The following is a 15273-nucleotide window of genomic DNA, read 5'->3' as shown; positions in this document are numbered from 1 at the left end:
GCACCGCGGTGGGAGACCTGACCCTGGCCGGCGCCGTGACGCTGGAGCAGATCGAGCAGCACGGCGACGAAGAGCGGCCCGCGATGCTGGCTCCGGTCGATGCGTTGCTGCAGCGCTGTGCGCCGGTCGTGCTCGACGAGGCGGCAATGAGCCGCTTCCTGCAGGGCCAGCGCATTGCGCTGCGCGACCTGCCCGCCGGCACGGCGCCGGCGGAAGGCGAACTGGTCCGCGTCTACGGTGGCGAGCCCCAGCGCCTGCTTGGCGTGGCGCGGATGCGCGAAGGCGCCCTGCGGCCTGAGCGTCTGGTGAAGCTGTAGCAGAACCGGCGCCATCGCGGCATCGTGCCGCGGTGGCGGAATGCGCGCCTGGCCGCCGTTTTGCTTTTTAATCCAGCCTAACGTGCAATAAAACCACGCTAATTTTCACCATTGACGGTCGGAATGACCGTCGCTGCGCCGCTGGCTTCCCTTTGCTCCGAAACTTTGTTTAAATGTCATTTATCGACGGCGCGGCATTGGCACACCCTGTGTCGAGGCGCACGGCATGACGGCAAGGCTTTCGTGAACCTCCTCGTCTTACTCCTTCGCGCGGCAACAGCCGCCACGCTCGCTACCGCCCGGTACCCTGCCTGACCCCTCTCGAGGTTTTCGAAGGTGCGTCAATCGCAGCGCACCGGGCCGAACCCCGCTCCCCCTGGTCCTCCGAATCACCGAAACCGGCCGGCGTCTGCTCGCCTGCTGTTTCAGCGATCCGGCGGACCTGCCAGCCATTGCCACGCGCGTGACCGCGTTGCGCGTATTGACACCGGGAGTCAGCATGCGAAAGACCGTTTTCCTTACCCCCTCAGATATCGAGCGCCTGCGCGCGCTCGCGGCAGATCGGCAAACGGCGGCGCTGCAGCGCGAGTCGCTGCGCCACGTCATCGATGGCGCCGTGGTTGGCGCGCCCGCCAGCCGGCTGTGCCAGGCCGTCACGCTCGACACGCCGTTCCTCTGTATCGAGGCGCAGCACCGCGAGCACTTTGTCTGGCGCATCGTCCATCCCGAAGAGGCGGATTTCCGGCGTGGCAAGCTCTCCGTGCTGTCCCCCGCCGGCATGGCGCTGCTGGGCGCGCCCGCGGGACGGCACGTCCGTTTGCCCGTGCCCGGTGGCGCGCAGTCCGTCGAAGTCGTGGTGCATGAAATCCTGCCTGGCTGAGCGAGCCGGGGCGTGCCGGGTGCGCGATGCCGCGCGCCGCAGACAAGAGGAGGGCTGGAGTGATAGCGATGTATCGGAGGACGGCCCTGGCCGGGCAGCGCTTGTTCAATGCGCGATACGAGGACCGCGTCGACGCCTACGCGCATTGCACGGATGGAGGACTTGGCGGGCAGGACCGCAGCCGGCTGCACGATCTCCTGGTATGCCAGGACCTGGCCGATATCCTGGCACACCAGGGGGCGGGCTGGTTGCGGCGGATCGAAGTGGATGCGCTGAGCGGACACTGCATCGGGCATGGCCAGGATGGCGGCCAGTGCCGCATGCTCGTGTCGGCGCTGGCCACCTTGCTGCCGGCGGCGGCACGGGACTGGTCGGCTGGTGCGCTGCTTGCTGCCGCGGATCGTTCGCTGCATCGCCTGGACGGGCAGGCGTGGCTTGGTCCCGGCGGCGGGCAGCGGTGCGTCGCGGTGCTGTACCTGGATCACTGCCCGGCGGGCGCGCTGCGCTCGCTGCCCGTGTTCGAGATGTTCGGCTTTGGCCCTTACCGGCGATTGTCCGGGGCCTATCTGCTGGTGCCGAATCCGCAGCGCGATTGCGGCCTGCAGGCCATGCGCCTGGCGGTTCAGGCGGGTGCCGCCGACCTGGCGGGGTAAGTGCCATTGCCGATGCCGGGAACGGCATCGGCTGGCGCCATCGGGCGAGCCCGGCTTGGCGCCTGGCGCTCAGCCGCTCAGTGCGCCCCGGCGGCGGAGGCGTCCAGGTCTCCGCCTTTCTTTGGCTTGGTCAGCCAGACAAAGACGATCAGCACGAAGAACAGCACACCCGAGATCCAGAAGATGTCGTTGGCGCCGAGCATGGCCGCCTGTTGCGTGATGTTGCGCTCGATCATGCCGGTGGCCTGGGCCTGGCTCATGCCGAGCTGCATCAGGTGATTCAGCTGTTCGGCATAGGCCGGGTTGTATTGGTTGACCTGCTCCACCAGTTGCGCGTGATGCAGCGCCGAGCGGTTTTCCCAGATGGTGGTCGAGATCGAGGCCCCGATCGCGCCGAAGGTGATCCGCACGAAGTTGGACACACCCGAGGCCGACGGGATCTTTTCCGGCGGCTGGCCCGACAGGATGATCGAGGTCAGCGGGATGAAGAACATCGCCATCGCCGCGCCCTGGATCAGCGTCGGGATCATCAGCGAGCGGGTATCGACCTGCAGCGTGAAGCCCGAGCGCATCAGGCTGACCACGCCGAACGTCATGAAAGCCAGGGTGGCCACCCAGCGCGCATCCATCTTGGGCAGGTTCTTGCCGATCACGGGCGACAGCAGGATGGCGAAGATCCCGACCGGCGCCATCACGATGCCGGCATCGGTCGCGGTATAGCCGACCACGGTTTGCAGCCAGAGCGGCAGGATCACCAGATTGCCGAAGAACAGCCCGTAGGCCACCGAGATGGCCACCACCCCCGCGCTGAAGTTGCGGCCTTTGAACAGGTGGATGTCGACGATCGGGTGCTTCTCGTAGCTCTCCCAGGCGAGGAAGAACAGGAAGCCGACGATGGCCACCACCGTGAGCACCACGATCTCGGGCGAGTGGAACCAGTCGAGTTCCTTGCCCTTGTCGAGCATCAGCTGCATCGAGCCGACCCAGATCACCAGCAGCGCCAGCCCGATCCGGTCGATCGGCAGGATCTTGATGGGCGTCTCGCGGTCGCGGTAGATCGCCCAGGTTGCATAGGCGGCACCGAGGCCTACCGGGATGTTGATATAGAAGATCCACGGCCAGGTCATATTGTCCGAGATCCAGCCGCCCAGCAGCGGGCCCATGATCGGCGCCACCAGCGTGGTCATGCCCCATAGCGCGAGCGCCATGGTGCTCTTCTGCGGCGGGTAGCTCGACAGCAGCAGCGACTGCGACAGTGGGATCATCGGCCCGGCCACCGCGCCCTGCAGCACGCGCGCGGCCAGCAGCACCTCCAGGTTGGGCGCGACGCCGCACAGCCACGACGAGATCACGAACAGCAGGATCGAGGTGATGAACAGCCGCACCGCCCCGAAGCGCGTGGTCATCCAGCCGGTCAGCGGCACCGAGATGGCGTTGGCCACGGCAAACGAGGTGATGACCCAGGTGCCCTGGTTGGGCGCCACGCCGAGGTCGCCCGAAATGGCCGGGATCGATACGTTGGCGATCGAGGAGTCGAGCACGTTCATGAACGTGGCGAGCGAGAGCGCGATCGTGCCGATCACCAGTTTGCCGCCGGAGAGCGGCACTGGCGCGGCGGGGCGCGCTGCCGGCGCCGGGGCGCCAGGCGCGGCGCCGTCGCGCGCGGGGAGGGAGGTAGCCATGCTCAGGTGTTGGCGGGCTTGGCGGCGGCCGGAGCTGCAACCGGCGCTGCCATGGGTTCGGCTGCCTGGCGGCCGCCATTGTTCAGCGAGATGATGCGCGCGATCAGCGCATCGGCGTCCTGCGCCACCTTGTCATAGACGTCGGTCTGCATCGGGCGTGCCACGGTGGTGTTGGTCATCACCGCGCCTTCTTCCTTGCGCACATCGACCGTGACGTTCATCGACAGGCCGACGCGCAGCGGGTGGTCCTTCAGCTGTTGCGGGTCGAGCGCGATGCGCACCGGCAGGCGCTGCACCACCTTGATCCAGTTGCCGGTGGCGTTCTGCGCCGGCAGCAGCGAGAAGGCGGAGCCGGTGCCGGCCGAGAAGCCTTCCACCTTGCCGTTGTAGGTCACCTTGGAGCCGTACAGGTCGGCCTCCAGCTTGACCGGCTGGCCGATGCGCATGTGCGTGATCTGCACTTCCTTGAAGTTGGCGTCGATCCATACCTGGTCCAGCGGCACCACGGCCATCAGCGGCGCGCCGGCGGCCACACGCTGGCCCACCTGCACGGAGCGCTTGGCGACATAGCCGGTCACTGGCGCCGGCAGGGTCGAACGCGCAAACGACAGATAGGCGGCACGCAGGCTGGCGGCGGCACGCTGCACATTCGGATGCTTGTCGACCGTGGTCTGGTCGGTCAGTACCTTGTTGGATGCCAGTTGCTCGCGCGTTGCCAGCAGGGTGGACTCGGCCGCCTTCAACGCGGTTTCGGCGTGCGAGATTTCCTCGCCCGACACGGCGCCGGAGCCGGCAATGGCCTGGCGGCGCTTGAGATCCTCACGCGCCTTGGCCACGTCGGCCTCGCGCATTGCCACATTGGCTGCCAGCGAACCGTTGTTGACGTAGAGCGTGCGGACTTCGCGCACGGCTTGCGCCAGTTGCGCCTCGGCCTGCTCCAGGGCGACCTGCGAGTCGGCGCGGTCGAGCTGGATCAGGGGCTGGCCGGCGGTGACCAGTTGCGTGTCGTCGGCCGCGATCGAGATCACGGTGCCGCCGACCAGCGGCGTGACCTGCACCACGTTGCCCGCGACATAGGCGTCGTCCGTGCTCTCGAAGTGGCGCGCGTACAGGCCCCAGTAGATACCGTACGCCACGCCGGCCACCACCACGGCAGCGGTCAGCGTGACCAGCAGGCGCTTGCGCTTGCCATTGTTGTTGACGGGGGCCGCCTGGGAGGCGGGAGTCTGGGCCGCTTGCTTGTTATCGCTCATGATCGTCTTTTAGGAATGCTGTCAGTCTGTCAGTACTGTTCTGAGGTCTCGGTGTCTCAGCCGCGTGCCTCTGCCGGCTTGCGCGTTGCCGGCTCGCCGCCCTTGGCGTCTTCCGCCGGTTCCTGGTAGCCCCCGCCGAGTGTTTTCATCAAGCCCATCTGCAGGTCCAGGCGCCGGGCTTGCAGGTCGGTGGCGAGGCGGCGCTGCTGCAGCACATTGCTTTCCGCGTTCAGGACGGTCAGCTGGGTTCCCAGTCCGGCCTTGTAGCGGATGGTGGACAGTGAATAAGCACGCTCGGCCAGGTCGAGCGCTTCGCGCTGGGCCACGATCTGCGTATCGACGCTGCGGATGCTGGTCACCGCGTCCGCGGTTTCGCGCAGCGCGTCGACCAGCGTCTGGTTGTAGTTGGCCACCGCGAGGTCGTATTGCGCATACTTGCCCTTCAGGTTGGCGCGCAGCTTGCCGCCCTCGAAGATCGGCAGGGTGAGGGCGGGGCCGATGCCGAAGGTGCGGCTGACGCCCATCAGCAGGTTGGACGGGTCCAGCGATGCAAAGCCGGCGAAGGCGGAGAGCGTGAGCGCGGGCAGGAATTCCGCGCGCGCCACCTGGATATCCTTGCTGGACGCCTCCACGCGCCAGCGCGCGGCGACCAGGTCGGGGCGGCGGCCCAGCAGGTCGATGGTGAGGTTGTCCGGCAATTGCGGCGTGGCCTGCGCGAGCAGGGTCGGGCGCTGGATCGCCAGGCCGCGGTCCGGGCCTTTGCCTAGCAGGGCAGCGAGCTGGTTGCGCGCCAGCGCGATGTCTTCGTCCACGCGCAGCAGGTCGGTTTGCGCCGATGCCACCGTGCCGCGCGCCTGGGTGGTTTCCACCTGGGTATCGAGGCCGGCCCGCAAGCGGTCCCCGGACAATTTGGTCAGGTCGCGGCGCTGGGCGATGGCGCGTTCGGCCACGTCGCGCTGCGCGTACAGTGCGGCCAGGCGGGCGTAGGTGCGGGCCACGGCCGTCGTCAGGATCAGGCGGGAGGCCTGGCTCTCGGCTTGCGCTGCGCGGTCGTCGGACAGCGCGGCTTCCAGGGCCGCGCGGTTCTTGCCCCAGAAGTCGAAGTCATAGGAGAGGCCGGCTTGCAGGCGGGACTGGCTTTGCCACGAGCCAGCCAGCGGCGTGCCTTCGAACAGGTCTTTCTCGGAGAAGCGCTGGCGGACCAGGCTGCCTTCGAAATCGACATGGGGGTAGAGGGCGCTGCGGGTGGCGTCGGCCATTGCGCGGGACGCTTCCACGCGTGCGAAGGCGGCCTGCAGGCTGGGGCTGTCCTTTACCGCCTCGTCGGCCAGGCTGCGCAACTGCGCATCCTTGAACTGGTCGATCCAGTCGAGCGAAGGCCATTGCCCGTGCTGGGAGGGCAGGCTTTGGCCGCTGGCCAGCGCCGCCGGCTCGGTGACCGTCTGCGTGCTGTGCGAGTTGCCGAAGGCGGCGCAACCGGCCAGGACCGCGGCCGCCAGCGCCGTCAGCGCCAGCGTGCCGGTCCGGCGGCCTGCTGCGCGTACGCGCGGCGACAAGGCGGAGGCGGAGAAAGAGAAGAGAGCTTGGTTCATCTTGGTGCCCTGCGACAGAGCCTGAGTGTTCTGAATGTTTGTTCTTGTATTTGTGTCCGTATCCGGTGGGCTACCCGCTGCTGTTGCCGATGATCCGGTGCAACATGGAGCGGAAGGTCTGGAGTTCGGTTGCGGAGAAGCCATGGAAATGCCGGTTCAGCACGCGGCAATAGATGCGGGGCAACTCGTCCAGCAGCGCCTGGCCAGCCGGGGTGATCGACAGGTCGACCACGCGCCGGTCGGCATCGCTGCGCTGGCGCTCGATCAGGCCGCGCTTTTCCATGCGGCTGAGCAGGCGCGTGACCGAGCCCATGTCGGTACCGAGCTCCCGGCCCAGGTCGGTCACCGTACTGCCTCTTCCGGCGGCCAGCATCATCAGGCAGGTAGCCTGGGCGTGCGTGATATCCAGGCAGTTGACTTCCTGCTCCACCTCGTGCGACAGCACATTCTTGGCGCGCGCCACCAGGTAACCAATGCTCTCGCCCATGCGGTATTCGGCCGGATCGAAAGGGTAGGCCTCGGCGGAGGCGGGCTGAGTCTGCTCGGACATTTCTGCTGGGTGCTTGTCGCTGCAATGGTTGTCGTGGCAACTATATGTTCACGTTCGTCGGATCGCAAGGACGGCAATTTGTTATTGCGGATATCGCAATAATTGTTTTTTCGCCAAGCGGGGCGACTCGGAAGGCTCCGAACGTTGGCCTCGGGTTTTGCGCCGCAGCATGCTATAATTTCGGGTTATCTTTTGATGCTCAGCCCCAAAGCGAGACGCTGCAATGACCCGCGCCATCCGCAATATCGCCATCATCGCTCACGTCGATCATGGCAAGACCACTCTGGTCGACCAACTCCTGCGCCAGGCAGGCACCTTCCGCGACAACCAGCAAGTGGTCGAGCGCGTGATGGATTCCAACGATATCGAAAAGGAACGCGGGATCACCATCCTCGCGAAGAATTGCGCTGTCGAGTACAACGGCACCCATATCAATATCGTCGACACCCCTGGCCACGCCGACTTCGGCGGTGAGGTGGAGCGCGTGTTGTCGATGGTTGACGGCGTGCTGCTGCTGGTCGACGCCGTTGAAGGCCCGATGCCGCAGACCCGTTTCGTCACGCGCAAGGCGCTGGCGCTGGGCCTGAAGCCGATCGTGGTGATCAACAAGGTCGACCGCCCGGGCGCGCGCCCGGAGTGGGTGATCAACCAGACTTTCGACCTGTTCGACAAGCTGGGCGCCACCGACGAGCAGCTCGATTTCCCGGTGATCTACGCCTCGGGCCTGAACGGCTATGCCGGCCTGACCGACGACGTGCGCGAAGGCGACATGAAGCCGCTGTTCGAGACCGTGCTGGCCAAGGTGCCCGTGCGCGACGACAACCCGGATGGCCCGCTGCAGCTGCAAATCATCTCGCTCGATTACTCCAGCTACGTCGGCAAGATCGGCGTTGGCCGCATTTCGCGTGGCCGCGCCCGCTCGCTGCAGGACGTGGTGGTCAAGTTCGGCCCGGAAGGCAACCCCATCAAGGGCCGCATCAACCAGGTGCTGAAGTTCCAGGGCCTGGAACGCGAAATCGTGCAGGAAGCGGAAGCCGGCGACATCGTGCTGATCAACGGCATCGAGGAACTGGGCATCGGTTGCACCGTGTGCGCACCGGACGCGCAGGACGCGCTGCCGATGCTGAAGGTGGACGAGCCGACGCTGACCATGAACTTCTGCGTCAACACCTCGCCGCTGGCCGGCCGCGAAGGCAAGTTCGTGACCAGCCGCCAGCTGCGCGAACGCCTGGACCGCGAACTGAAGTCGAACGTGGCGCTGCGCGTGCAGGAGACCGGCGACGACACCATCTTCGAGGTATCGGGCCGCGGCGAGCTGCACCTGACCATCCTGCTGGAAAACATGCGCCGGGAAGGCTACGAGCTGGCCGTGTCGCGTCCGCGCGTGGTGTTCAAGGAAATTGACGGCGTCAAGCACGAGCCGTACGAACTGCTGACCGTGGACGTCGAAGACGGCCACCAGGGCAGCGTGATGGAAGAGCTGGGCCGCCGCAAGGGTGAACTGCTCGACATGGCATCGGACGGCAAGGGCCGCACCCGCCTGGAGTACCGCGTTCCGGCCCGTGGCCTGATCGGCTTCCAGGGCGAGTTCCTGACGCTGACCCGCGGCACCGGCCTGATCAGCCACATCTTCGACGACTACGCGCCGCTGCGCGAAGGCGGCCTGGGCGAGCGCCACAACGGCGTGCTGATCTCGCAGGACGACGGCGATGCCGTGGCCTACGCGCTGTGGAAGCTGCAGGATCGCGGCCGCATGTTCGTCAAGCCGGGCGATGCGCTGTACGAAGGCATGATCATCGGCATCCACAGCCGCGACAACGACCTGGTCGTGAACCCGATCAAGGGCAAGCAGCTGACCAACGTGCGTGCCTCGGGTACCGACGAAGCCGTGCGCCTGGTGCCGCCGATCCAGATGTCGCTCGAATACGCGGTGGAATTCATCGCCGATGACGAGCTGGTGGAAATCACGCCGAAGAGCATCCGCCTGCGCAAGCGCCACCTGAAGGAGCACGAGCGCAAGCGTGCTTCGCGCGAGACGGCATAAGCGTCTTTCGCCGCAGGCTGTTCAAGCCAACAAAAAACCGCGCCAAGTGCGCGGTTTTTTGTTGGGCGGTACGCGTGCGAGGCGCATTCAGGCGTCGCGCCTGCGCTCCGCGGCAAGCGATGCACCGGCGCTTGGTGCTTCCACGGGCGTCTGCTCGTGCGGATTACGCCACTCGGGTGGCTTCCAGAGATGGCGCGGGTCGCGGTGGCGCCATGCGTCGGCAAGCATGGCGCGCCATTCGTGGAAGGTGAGGGTGATCGGGTTATGGCTGGCGATGCGGCGGGTGATACCGTATTCGGGCGGGGCCTCCTCGGGCACGAAAGAGCCGAACATCCGGTCCCACACGGTCAGCACGCCCGCATAGTTGCGGTCGATGTATTGGGGATTCCGGGCGTGATGCACGCGATGGACCGAGGGCGTATTGAACAGCCATTCAATCCTGTGCCAGCGTCCGCCCAGCCGGGTGTGCACAAAAAACTGGAATGCCAGGTTCAGGCCCACCGCAAGGATCACCCAGTCGGGTGTGAAGCCGATCAGCGCCAGCGGAATCCAGAACAGCCACATGCCAGACAGCGGGTAGGTCAGGCTCTGGCGGAAGGCGGTGGAGAAATTCATCCCCTCGGAGGAATGATGGGTGACGTGCGAGGCCCACATCCAGCGCACGCGATGGCTGGCGCGATGGAACCAGTAGTAGAGGAAATCCTGCAATAGCAGCAGGAGCAGGAATGACCACAGCGTCTGCGGCATCGCCTTCAGGCCATGCTGGTAGCTCCAGGTGTAGACCGTGCGGACCATGAGCCACAGGAAGAAGGCGTCGGATGCCTGGTGCATCAGCGCCAGCGCGGCATTGGAAACCGTGTCGCGCAAGCTGTAGACGGCAGGATCGCGCCGAGACCAGTACCGCGCTTCCGCGCCGATGGCGAGCAGGAATGCTGGCGCGAAAGCCAGCAGGACCAGGCCGGGATCGATTGTTGACGGTGTCATGCGGGAAGTGTTGCCCGATTCCGGCGCATTTGTCTGGAGGACATCCTCTATACGGCCGTGCGGCCTCGCCGAATCGTTGCCTGATGCGCACGCATGCGCACTTTGGGACCGCAGCGGACCGTGTTCGGATTACTGACCATTTTGCAGTACTGAATATCCCCGCGCTCAGGTCAAGGAACGGGGTGGAGCGCCGTTGATAGCGGGGCGGTCGAAAACGGCCGCCAGAGCGCAAATTCAAACGGGGGAGCCATCATGTTTCGCAACACGACCATCGGTACCAGATTGTGGATCTTAATCATTGTCATCAATGCCCTGCTGCTGATTGTCGGTGCCGTGGGCTGGCTGGGGATGTCGCGCAGCAATGACGCCACGCGCCAGATCTATCAGGGTCCGCTAGCCGCCGCGGTCAATCTTGCCGAGGCGCGTTCGAACCAGTTGCTCGTGCGCGTCCTGCTGGACGAGGCGACGTTTGCCACCGATCCCGCCTACGCGCGTGCACGCGCTGCTACCGCCGAGGGGTTTGCGCGCCAATCCGACGCCGCCTGGAAGGCCTATCTGACACTGCCGCGGTCGCCGCAGGAAGCCAAGGTCGCGCAGGACGTAGCCGCCAAGCGCGAAGCTTTGTTCACGCAAGGCGTGGCGCCGCTGATTGCGGCCTTGCACCGGGGCGATCGCGAGGCCGTGATGCGCGCCGTGCTCGATACCATTCCAACGCTCGATATCGCCTTCAGCGCGGTCAATACCGAGTTGGCCAAGCTGCAGCTCGCTGGCGCGCAGGAGGTCTATCACGCTTCGCAGGACCGCTATACGGCCCTGCGCGCGCTGTCGCTTGGCGTGCTGATGCTGGGCCTGTGCTTCAGCACGGCGGTGGCCTGGCGCCTGCGCCGCTCCATCGTGGGGCCGCTTGACATGGCGATCGCGCGTTTCGAGCGGATCGCGGCCGGCGATCTGGCGACGAGCACAGAGCATGGCGGCGAGCCGCGCGTGGAGAGCGAGCGCAGCGAGACGGGCCGCATGCTTGCCATGCTCGGCCGCATGCAGGCCAGCCTGGCGGCGATGGTTAGCGAGGTGCGCGGCGGCGCCGATTCCATCGCCGCGGCCAGCAAGCAGATTGCCAGCGGCAACAGCGACCTGTCGCAGCGCACCGAGCAGCAAGCCGCCTCGCTGGAAGAGACCGCCTCCAGCATGGAAGAACTGACAGGCACGGTGCGCCAGAACGCCGACAGCGCACGTGAGGCCAACACCCTGGCCAGCGCCGCCACCGGGCTGGCCGAGCGAGGCAGCGAGGCGGTGGCCCGCGTGGTCGATACCATGCAGGCCATCGATGCCAGCGCGAACAAGATCGTCGACATCATCGACGTGATCGAGAAAATTGCGTTCCAGACCAATATCCTCGCGCTCAACGCAGCGGTGGAAGCCGCGCGCGCCGGCGAGCATGGCCGTGGCTTTGCCGTGGTGGCAGGCGACGTGCGCGATCTGTCGCAACGTTGCGCAGGCGCTTCCAAGGAGATCCGCGTGCTGATCGGCGACTCGGTGTCGCGCGTGCGCACCGGCGGCGAGATGGTCGACCAGGCCGGGCGGATCATGCAGGAGATGGTGGGCGCGGTGCGCCGTGTCAGCGGCATCATGGGCGGCATCAGCGCGGCTTCCGACGAGCAGTCGTGCGGCATCGACCAGGTCAACCAGGCGGTGGCGCAGATGGACGGCATGACCCAGCAGAACGCGGCGCTGGTCGAGCAGGCCGCCGCCGCCGCCGCGTCGCTGGAGGGGCAGGCGCAGCGCCTGACCGGCCTGATGTCGGCATTCCGCGTGGCTTGAGTGGAGGCCGCGCTCCGCCCCTGGCCGATGCGCCGCGGGCCCGGCCCCGAGGGGGCGGTTCGCGGCACGGCTGGTGTAAAGTTGCGGGTTGCATTCGTGGAGAAAGAGACATGACTGACCTGGTCACAAGCGAGATCCATGGCGGTATCGGCTACCTGACGCTGAACCGGCCCCAGGCGCTGAACGCGCTGTCGCTCGAGATGATTCGCGCCATCACCAAGGCGCTCAACGACTGGGCGGCGGCGCCCGAAGTCGTGGCGGTGGTAGTTGCTGGTGCGGGCGGCAAGGCCTTCTGCGCCGGCGGCGACATCCGCTTCTTCCACAAGGCCGCGTTGGCCGGGGATCCCTTGCTCGACCAGTTTTTTGTCGAGGAGTACGCGCTCAACCACCTGATCCACCGCTACGCCAAGCCTTATATCGCGCTGATGGACGGCGTGGTGATGGGCGGCGGCATGGGCATCTCGCAAGGCGCGCGCCGCCGGCTCGTGACCGAGCGGACCAAGATGGCGATGCCCGAGACCAATATCGGCCTGTTCCCGGATGTGGGCGGCGGCTGGTTCCTGTCGCGCACGCCCGGCCGCCTGGGCGAATACCTGGGCCTGACGGGCGCGGTGCTTCATGCCGCCGACGCGCTGTATGCGGGACTGGCCGACGCCTACCTGCCGGGCAACGCGATGGCGGAACTGGTGGACGTGCTGCGTGCCCGCCAGTTCGGCAGCGGCGATGCCGTGCTGGCCTGCATCGATGAGGCCACCGCGGCGCACCGCGCCGCCTGCCCGCCGGGCGAAAGCCACCTGGCCGCGCTGCAGGGCGAGATCGACCGCCTGTTTGCCGGCGCGTCGGTGATCGATATCGTGGCCGCGGTCAGCGATGCCGGCTCCGACTGGGCCGCGCAGACTGCCGCCATGCTGCGCGCCCGCTCGCCGCTGATGCTGAACGTCACGCTGGAGCAGGTCCGGCGCGCCCGCACCATGGCGCTCGAAGACGAGCTGCGCATGGAGCTGGACATGATGTACTGCGTATTCCGCCATGGCGACGGCGTGGAGGGAATCCGCGCGCTGGCGGTCGACAAGGATCATGCACCCAAGTGGCAGCCGCCGCGCCTCGACGAGGTGACCCGCGAACGCGTGCGCGCCTTCTTCGACAGCCCCTGGGCGCGTGGCGAGCATCCGCTTGCGGCGCTGTAGGCCCGCCTCGGACGGCACCTTTCACGCAAATGGACTAGAGTGACGTCTGGACCGGCCGCCGGGTGTGGCGCACTGCGCATGGCGGCCGGGTCCGGGCAGCACATTCCGACCCTCCCTGGTGACGTGAACGAGTAAGGACCCGAGATGAGTACTCCCCGTGATGTAGCCGTACTGGTAGGCAGCCTGCGCAAGGACTCCTTCAGCCGCAAGCTGGCGCTGGCGCTGGCCGCGATGGCGCCCGCCGGCATCAAGCTCGAGATTGTCGAGATTGGCCAGTTGCCGCTGTACAACCAGGATGAAGACGCAAGCCCGCCCGCGTCCTGGGTTGCCTTCCGCGATCGTATCCGCCGCGCGGACGCCGTGTTGTTCGTCACGCCGGAGTACAACCGCTCGGTACCGGCCGCGCTGAAGAACGCCATTGACGTCGGCTCGCGTCCTTACGGCCAGAGTGCCTGGAATGGCAAGCCTGGCGGCGTGGTCAGCGCTTCGCCGGGCGCCGTCGGCGGCTTTGGCGCCAACCACCATCTGCGCCAGTCGCTGGTGTTCCTCAATATCCCGGTGCTGCAGCAGCCGGAGGCCTATATCAGCGGCGTCGACAAGCTGCTCGATGAACATGGGGGTATCGCGAGTGAATCCACACGTGGTTTCCTGGGCACGTATCTGAGCGCCTTCGCTGCCTGGATCGAGCGCAACGCGCCGAGGTGAGGCAGGGGCCGCGCATGGGGAGAGGGGCTTCCCGCACGCCCCTCGAAAAGCAGACGCCCGCTGCCGACACGGCAGCGGGTGCGGAGGGCAGGTGAATTCGCTGCCGTGCGCTTTGAAATGTACTTACTTGCGCTTGGTTCCCCCGGCCGGCCGCGCCTGCGTGCCTGCCAGCGGCTGGCCTGGAAAGCCCTCTGGATAGCGGATGACGCGCAGGCCTTCCCCGGGCTTGCGCAACGGCCATGCATGGCTGGCGCGAACTCTCGCGCCGCCTGTGATCGCGGCCATGGCTTCCCTGTCGAGCTCCACGCTGTCCGGCAAATCCTTGATGACGATGATGGCCATGACTCCCTCCTGCTTGGTGGCGAAGGCCGGCTTGGCCGGCGTTCGCCTGGTGGGCGGCGCGCATTCGGCAAGCCCAGCCGGACCAGTATAGGCCACGGGCTCTATCTCCGAGGCAGTGCCTTGCGTGCGCGCAACTGCCGTGGAGACCCTGCGGTCTCCATGGGGCGGGGTGCGTGTTGTTCAGACCGCTGCGTGGGTGGCGGCCCATTGCGACGGGTTGACGTCGATGCTCAGCGGACCGAAGCCGGAGCCGATCACGCCAACGTTGTTCAGCGTGTTCACGTTGATACTTTGCAACTGGGCGATGTTCTGGTTGACGTTGACATTGACGTTGGCCACCGGGCCCAGTCCTTGCAACCAGGAATTGCTGCCGCCGCGCACCGTGGCCAGGGATTTGCTGTCGAGTTCCTTGTTCAGGGCGAGATCGCGCACGATGATGGATGACATGATGGTTCTCCTTTGATTCACTCTGCTTTGCTTCATGTGATCGAGGGCCGCGGAGGTGGCGGTGCCGCCTCCGCGTAGACCGCGCCGTTCAACGATAGATATTGTTGCTGGCGTTCTGGGTCGAATCGACATGCGACTTGATGTCGGCGGCGAAGGCCGTGTTGTTGCCGTTCATGTTGACCACGTTCTGGGTCTGGCCGATCAGCTGCGAGGCGTTGAAGGTGGAGTCGAGCTTGACCGTGCTGAAGACGGGCAGGAAGGGCATGTAGCCGCCACGCACCGCGCGCATGGCGCGGCTATCGAGGGCTTCGGTGACGGGCAGGTCCTGGATGGTCAGGGTGGTGTTCATGGCAGTTCTCCGGGTATTCGGTCGTTGGCGGATGCAGCGTCAGCGGTGGGCAGCGGCCCGTGGCTCAGTAGATGTTGTTGCTGGCGTTCTGGGTGGAATCGACATGCGACTTGATATCGGCGACGAAGGCCGCGTTGTTGCCGTTCATGTTGACCACGTTCTGGGTCTGGCCGATCAGTTGCGAGGCGTTGAAGGTGGAGTCGATCTTGACGGCGCTGAAGACCGGCAGGAAGGGCACGTAGCCGCCGCGCACGGCGCGCATGGCGCGGCTGTCGAGTTCTTCGGTGACCGGCAGGTCCTGGATGGTGAGGGTAGTCATGGCAGTTCTCCTGGGAGCGATTGGGACTTGGACTGGGTTGAGCATCGGTGCTGCGCTCGGGAGGTACAAACGCATGGAGTGTGCCAGGGCGGGCCAGGCCGGCGCCGATCGCCCGCAAACGCAGGCGGGGACTGCAAACTGCCGTTCCGCA

At 66.3% G+C, this 15273-nt stretch carries 16 protein-coding genes; 7 read left to right on the top strand and 9 right to left on the bottom strand.

The window, feature by feature from the left end:
• The 3 genes from P3W85_RS42380 to P3W85_RS42370 form a co-directional block, all read left to right on the top strand.
• The coding region (locus P3W85_RS42380; protein WP_276269211.1) for a tRNA pseudouridine(55) synthase TruB at positions 1-317 on the top strand (317 nt) is incomplete at its 5' end.
• 499 nt (positions 318-816) lie between these two features.
• A complete protein-coding gene (locus tag P3W85_RS42375; protein ID WP_017229855.1) occupies positions 817-1197 on the top strand; it encodes a GreA/GreB family elongation factor in 381 nt (126 codons plus the stop codon).
• 68 nt (positions 1198-1265) lie between these two features.
• Complete coding sequence (locus P3W85_RS42370; RefSeq protein ID WP_017229854.1) at positions 1266-1850, top strand: hypothetical protein; 585 nt, start codon at positions 1266-1268, stop codon at positions 1848-1850.
• A 77-nt stretch (positions 1851-1927) separates the two neighbouring features.
• Here P3W85_RS42370 and P3W85_RS42365 read toward each other — a convergent pair whose 3' ends face one another.
• From P3W85_RS42365 to P3W85_RS42350, 4 genes are all read right to left on the bottom strand, one after another.
• On the bottom strand, positions 1928-3532 hold the full coding sequence (locus tag P3W85_RS42365) for a DHA2 family efflux MFS transporter permease subunit (RefSeq protein WP_276269210.1): 1605 nt from the start codon (positions 3530-3532) through the stop codon (positions 1928-1930).
• Positions 3533-3534: 2 nt separating this feature from the next.
• Positions 3535-4785 carry an HlyD family efflux transporter periplasmic adaptor subunit gene (locus P3W85_RS42360; protein WP_276269209.1) on the bottom strand — a complete coding sequence of 417 codons (1251 nt, stop codon included), beginning with the start codon at positions 4783-4785 and terminating at the stop codon, positions 3535-3537.
• Between the two features lie 56 nt (positions 4786-4841).
• Positions 4842-6377, bottom strand: a complete 1536-nt coding sequence (locus P3W85_RS42355) for an efflux transporter outer membrane subunit (protein WP_276269208.1) — start codon at positions 6375-6377, stop codon at positions 4842-4844.
• A 70-nt stretch (positions 6378-6447) separates the two neighbouring features.
• A complete protein-coding gene (locus tag P3W85_RS42350) occupies positions 6448-6927 on the bottom strand; it encodes a MarR family winged helix-turn-helix transcriptional regulator (RefSeq protein WP_017226910.1) in 480 nt (159 codons plus the stop codon).
• A 223-nt stretch (positions 6928-7150) separates the two neighbouring features.
• Here P3W85_RS42350 and typA point away from each other — a divergent pair, with 223 nt between their 5' ends.
• A complete protein-coding gene (gene typA / locus P3W85_RS42345; RefSeq protein WP_017226911.1) occupies positions 7151-8971 on the top strand; it encodes a translational GTPase TypA in 1821 nt (606 codons plus the stop codon).
• Between the two features lie 87 nt (positions 8972-9058).
• On the opposite strand, the gene P3W85_RS42340 is transcribed toward typA, so the two are convergent.
• Positions 9059-9955, bottom strand: coding sequence for a sterol desaturase family protein (locus P3W85_RS42340; protein WP_276269207.1), 897 nt, complete (start codon positions 9953-9955; stop codon positions 9059-9061).
• A 252-nt stretch (positions 9956-10207) separates the two neighbouring features.
• Here P3W85_RS42340 and P3W85_RS42335 point away from each other — a divergent pair, with 252 nt between their 5' ends.
• From P3W85_RS42335 to P3W85_RS42325, 3 genes are all read left to right on the top strand, one after another.
• The gene (locus P3W85_RS42335) at positions 10208-11773 is read left to right on the top strand and encodes a methyl-accepting chemotaxis protein (protein WP_276269206.1); all 1566 of its coding nucleotides are present in this window, start codon (positions 10208-10210) and stop codon (positions 11771-11773) included.
• Between the two features lie 110 nt (positions 11774-11883).
• A complete protein-coding gene (locus P3W85_RS42330) occupies positions 11884-12960 on the top strand; it encodes an enoyl-CoA hydratase/isomerase family protein (RefSeq protein WP_276269205.1) in 1077 nt (358 codons plus the stop codon).
• Positions 12961-13104: 144 nt separating this feature from the next.
• Positions 13105-13665: an NADPH-dependent FMN reductase gene (locus P3W85_RS42325; protein WP_276269204.1), complete on the top strand. Its 561-nt coding sequence runs from the start codon at positions 13105-13107 to the stop codon at positions 13663-13665.
• 123 nt (positions 13666-13788) lie between these two features.
• Here the strand turns inward: P3W85_RS42325 and P3W85_RS42320 are convergent, their stop codons facing one another.
• The 4 genes from P3W85_RS42320 to P3W85_RS42305 form a co-directional block, all read right to left on the bottom strand.
• Positions 13789-14103: a hypothetical protein gene (locus P3W85_RS42320; protein ID WP_276269203.1), complete on the bottom strand. Its 315-nt coding sequence runs from the start codon at positions 14101-14103 to the stop codon at positions 13789-13791.
• A gap of 84 nt (positions 14104-14187) precedes the next feature.
• On the bottom strand, positions 14188-14454 hold the full coding sequence (locus tag P3W85_RS42315; protein ID WP_017226917.1) for a hypothetical protein: 267 nt from the start codon (positions 14452-14454) through the stop codon (positions 14188-14190).
• Between the two features lie 88 nt (positions 14455-14542).
• On the bottom strand, positions 14543-14803 hold the full coding sequence (locus P3W85_RS42310; protein WP_017226918.1) for a hypothetical protein: 261 nt from the start codon (positions 14801-14803) through the stop codon (positions 14543-14545).
• 64 nt (positions 14804-14867) lie between these two features.
• Positions 14868-15122: a hypothetical protein gene (locus tag P3W85_RS42305; RefSeq protein WP_276269202.1), complete on the bottom strand. Its 255-nt coding sequence runs from the start codon at positions 15120-15122 to the stop codon at positions 14868-14870.
• Positions 15123-15273: the final 151 nt, after the last annotated feature.

The sequence above is a fragment of the Cupriavidus basilensis genome (assembly GCF_029335485.1).
Classification (GTDB): Bacteria; Pseudomonadota; Gammaproteobacteria; order Burkholderiales; family Burkholderiaceae; genus Cupriavidus; species Cupriavidus basilensis_E.
The sequence above is the reverse complement of the archived record's forward strand: the minus strand, read 5'-3'. Positions and strand labels throughout refer to the sequence as shown.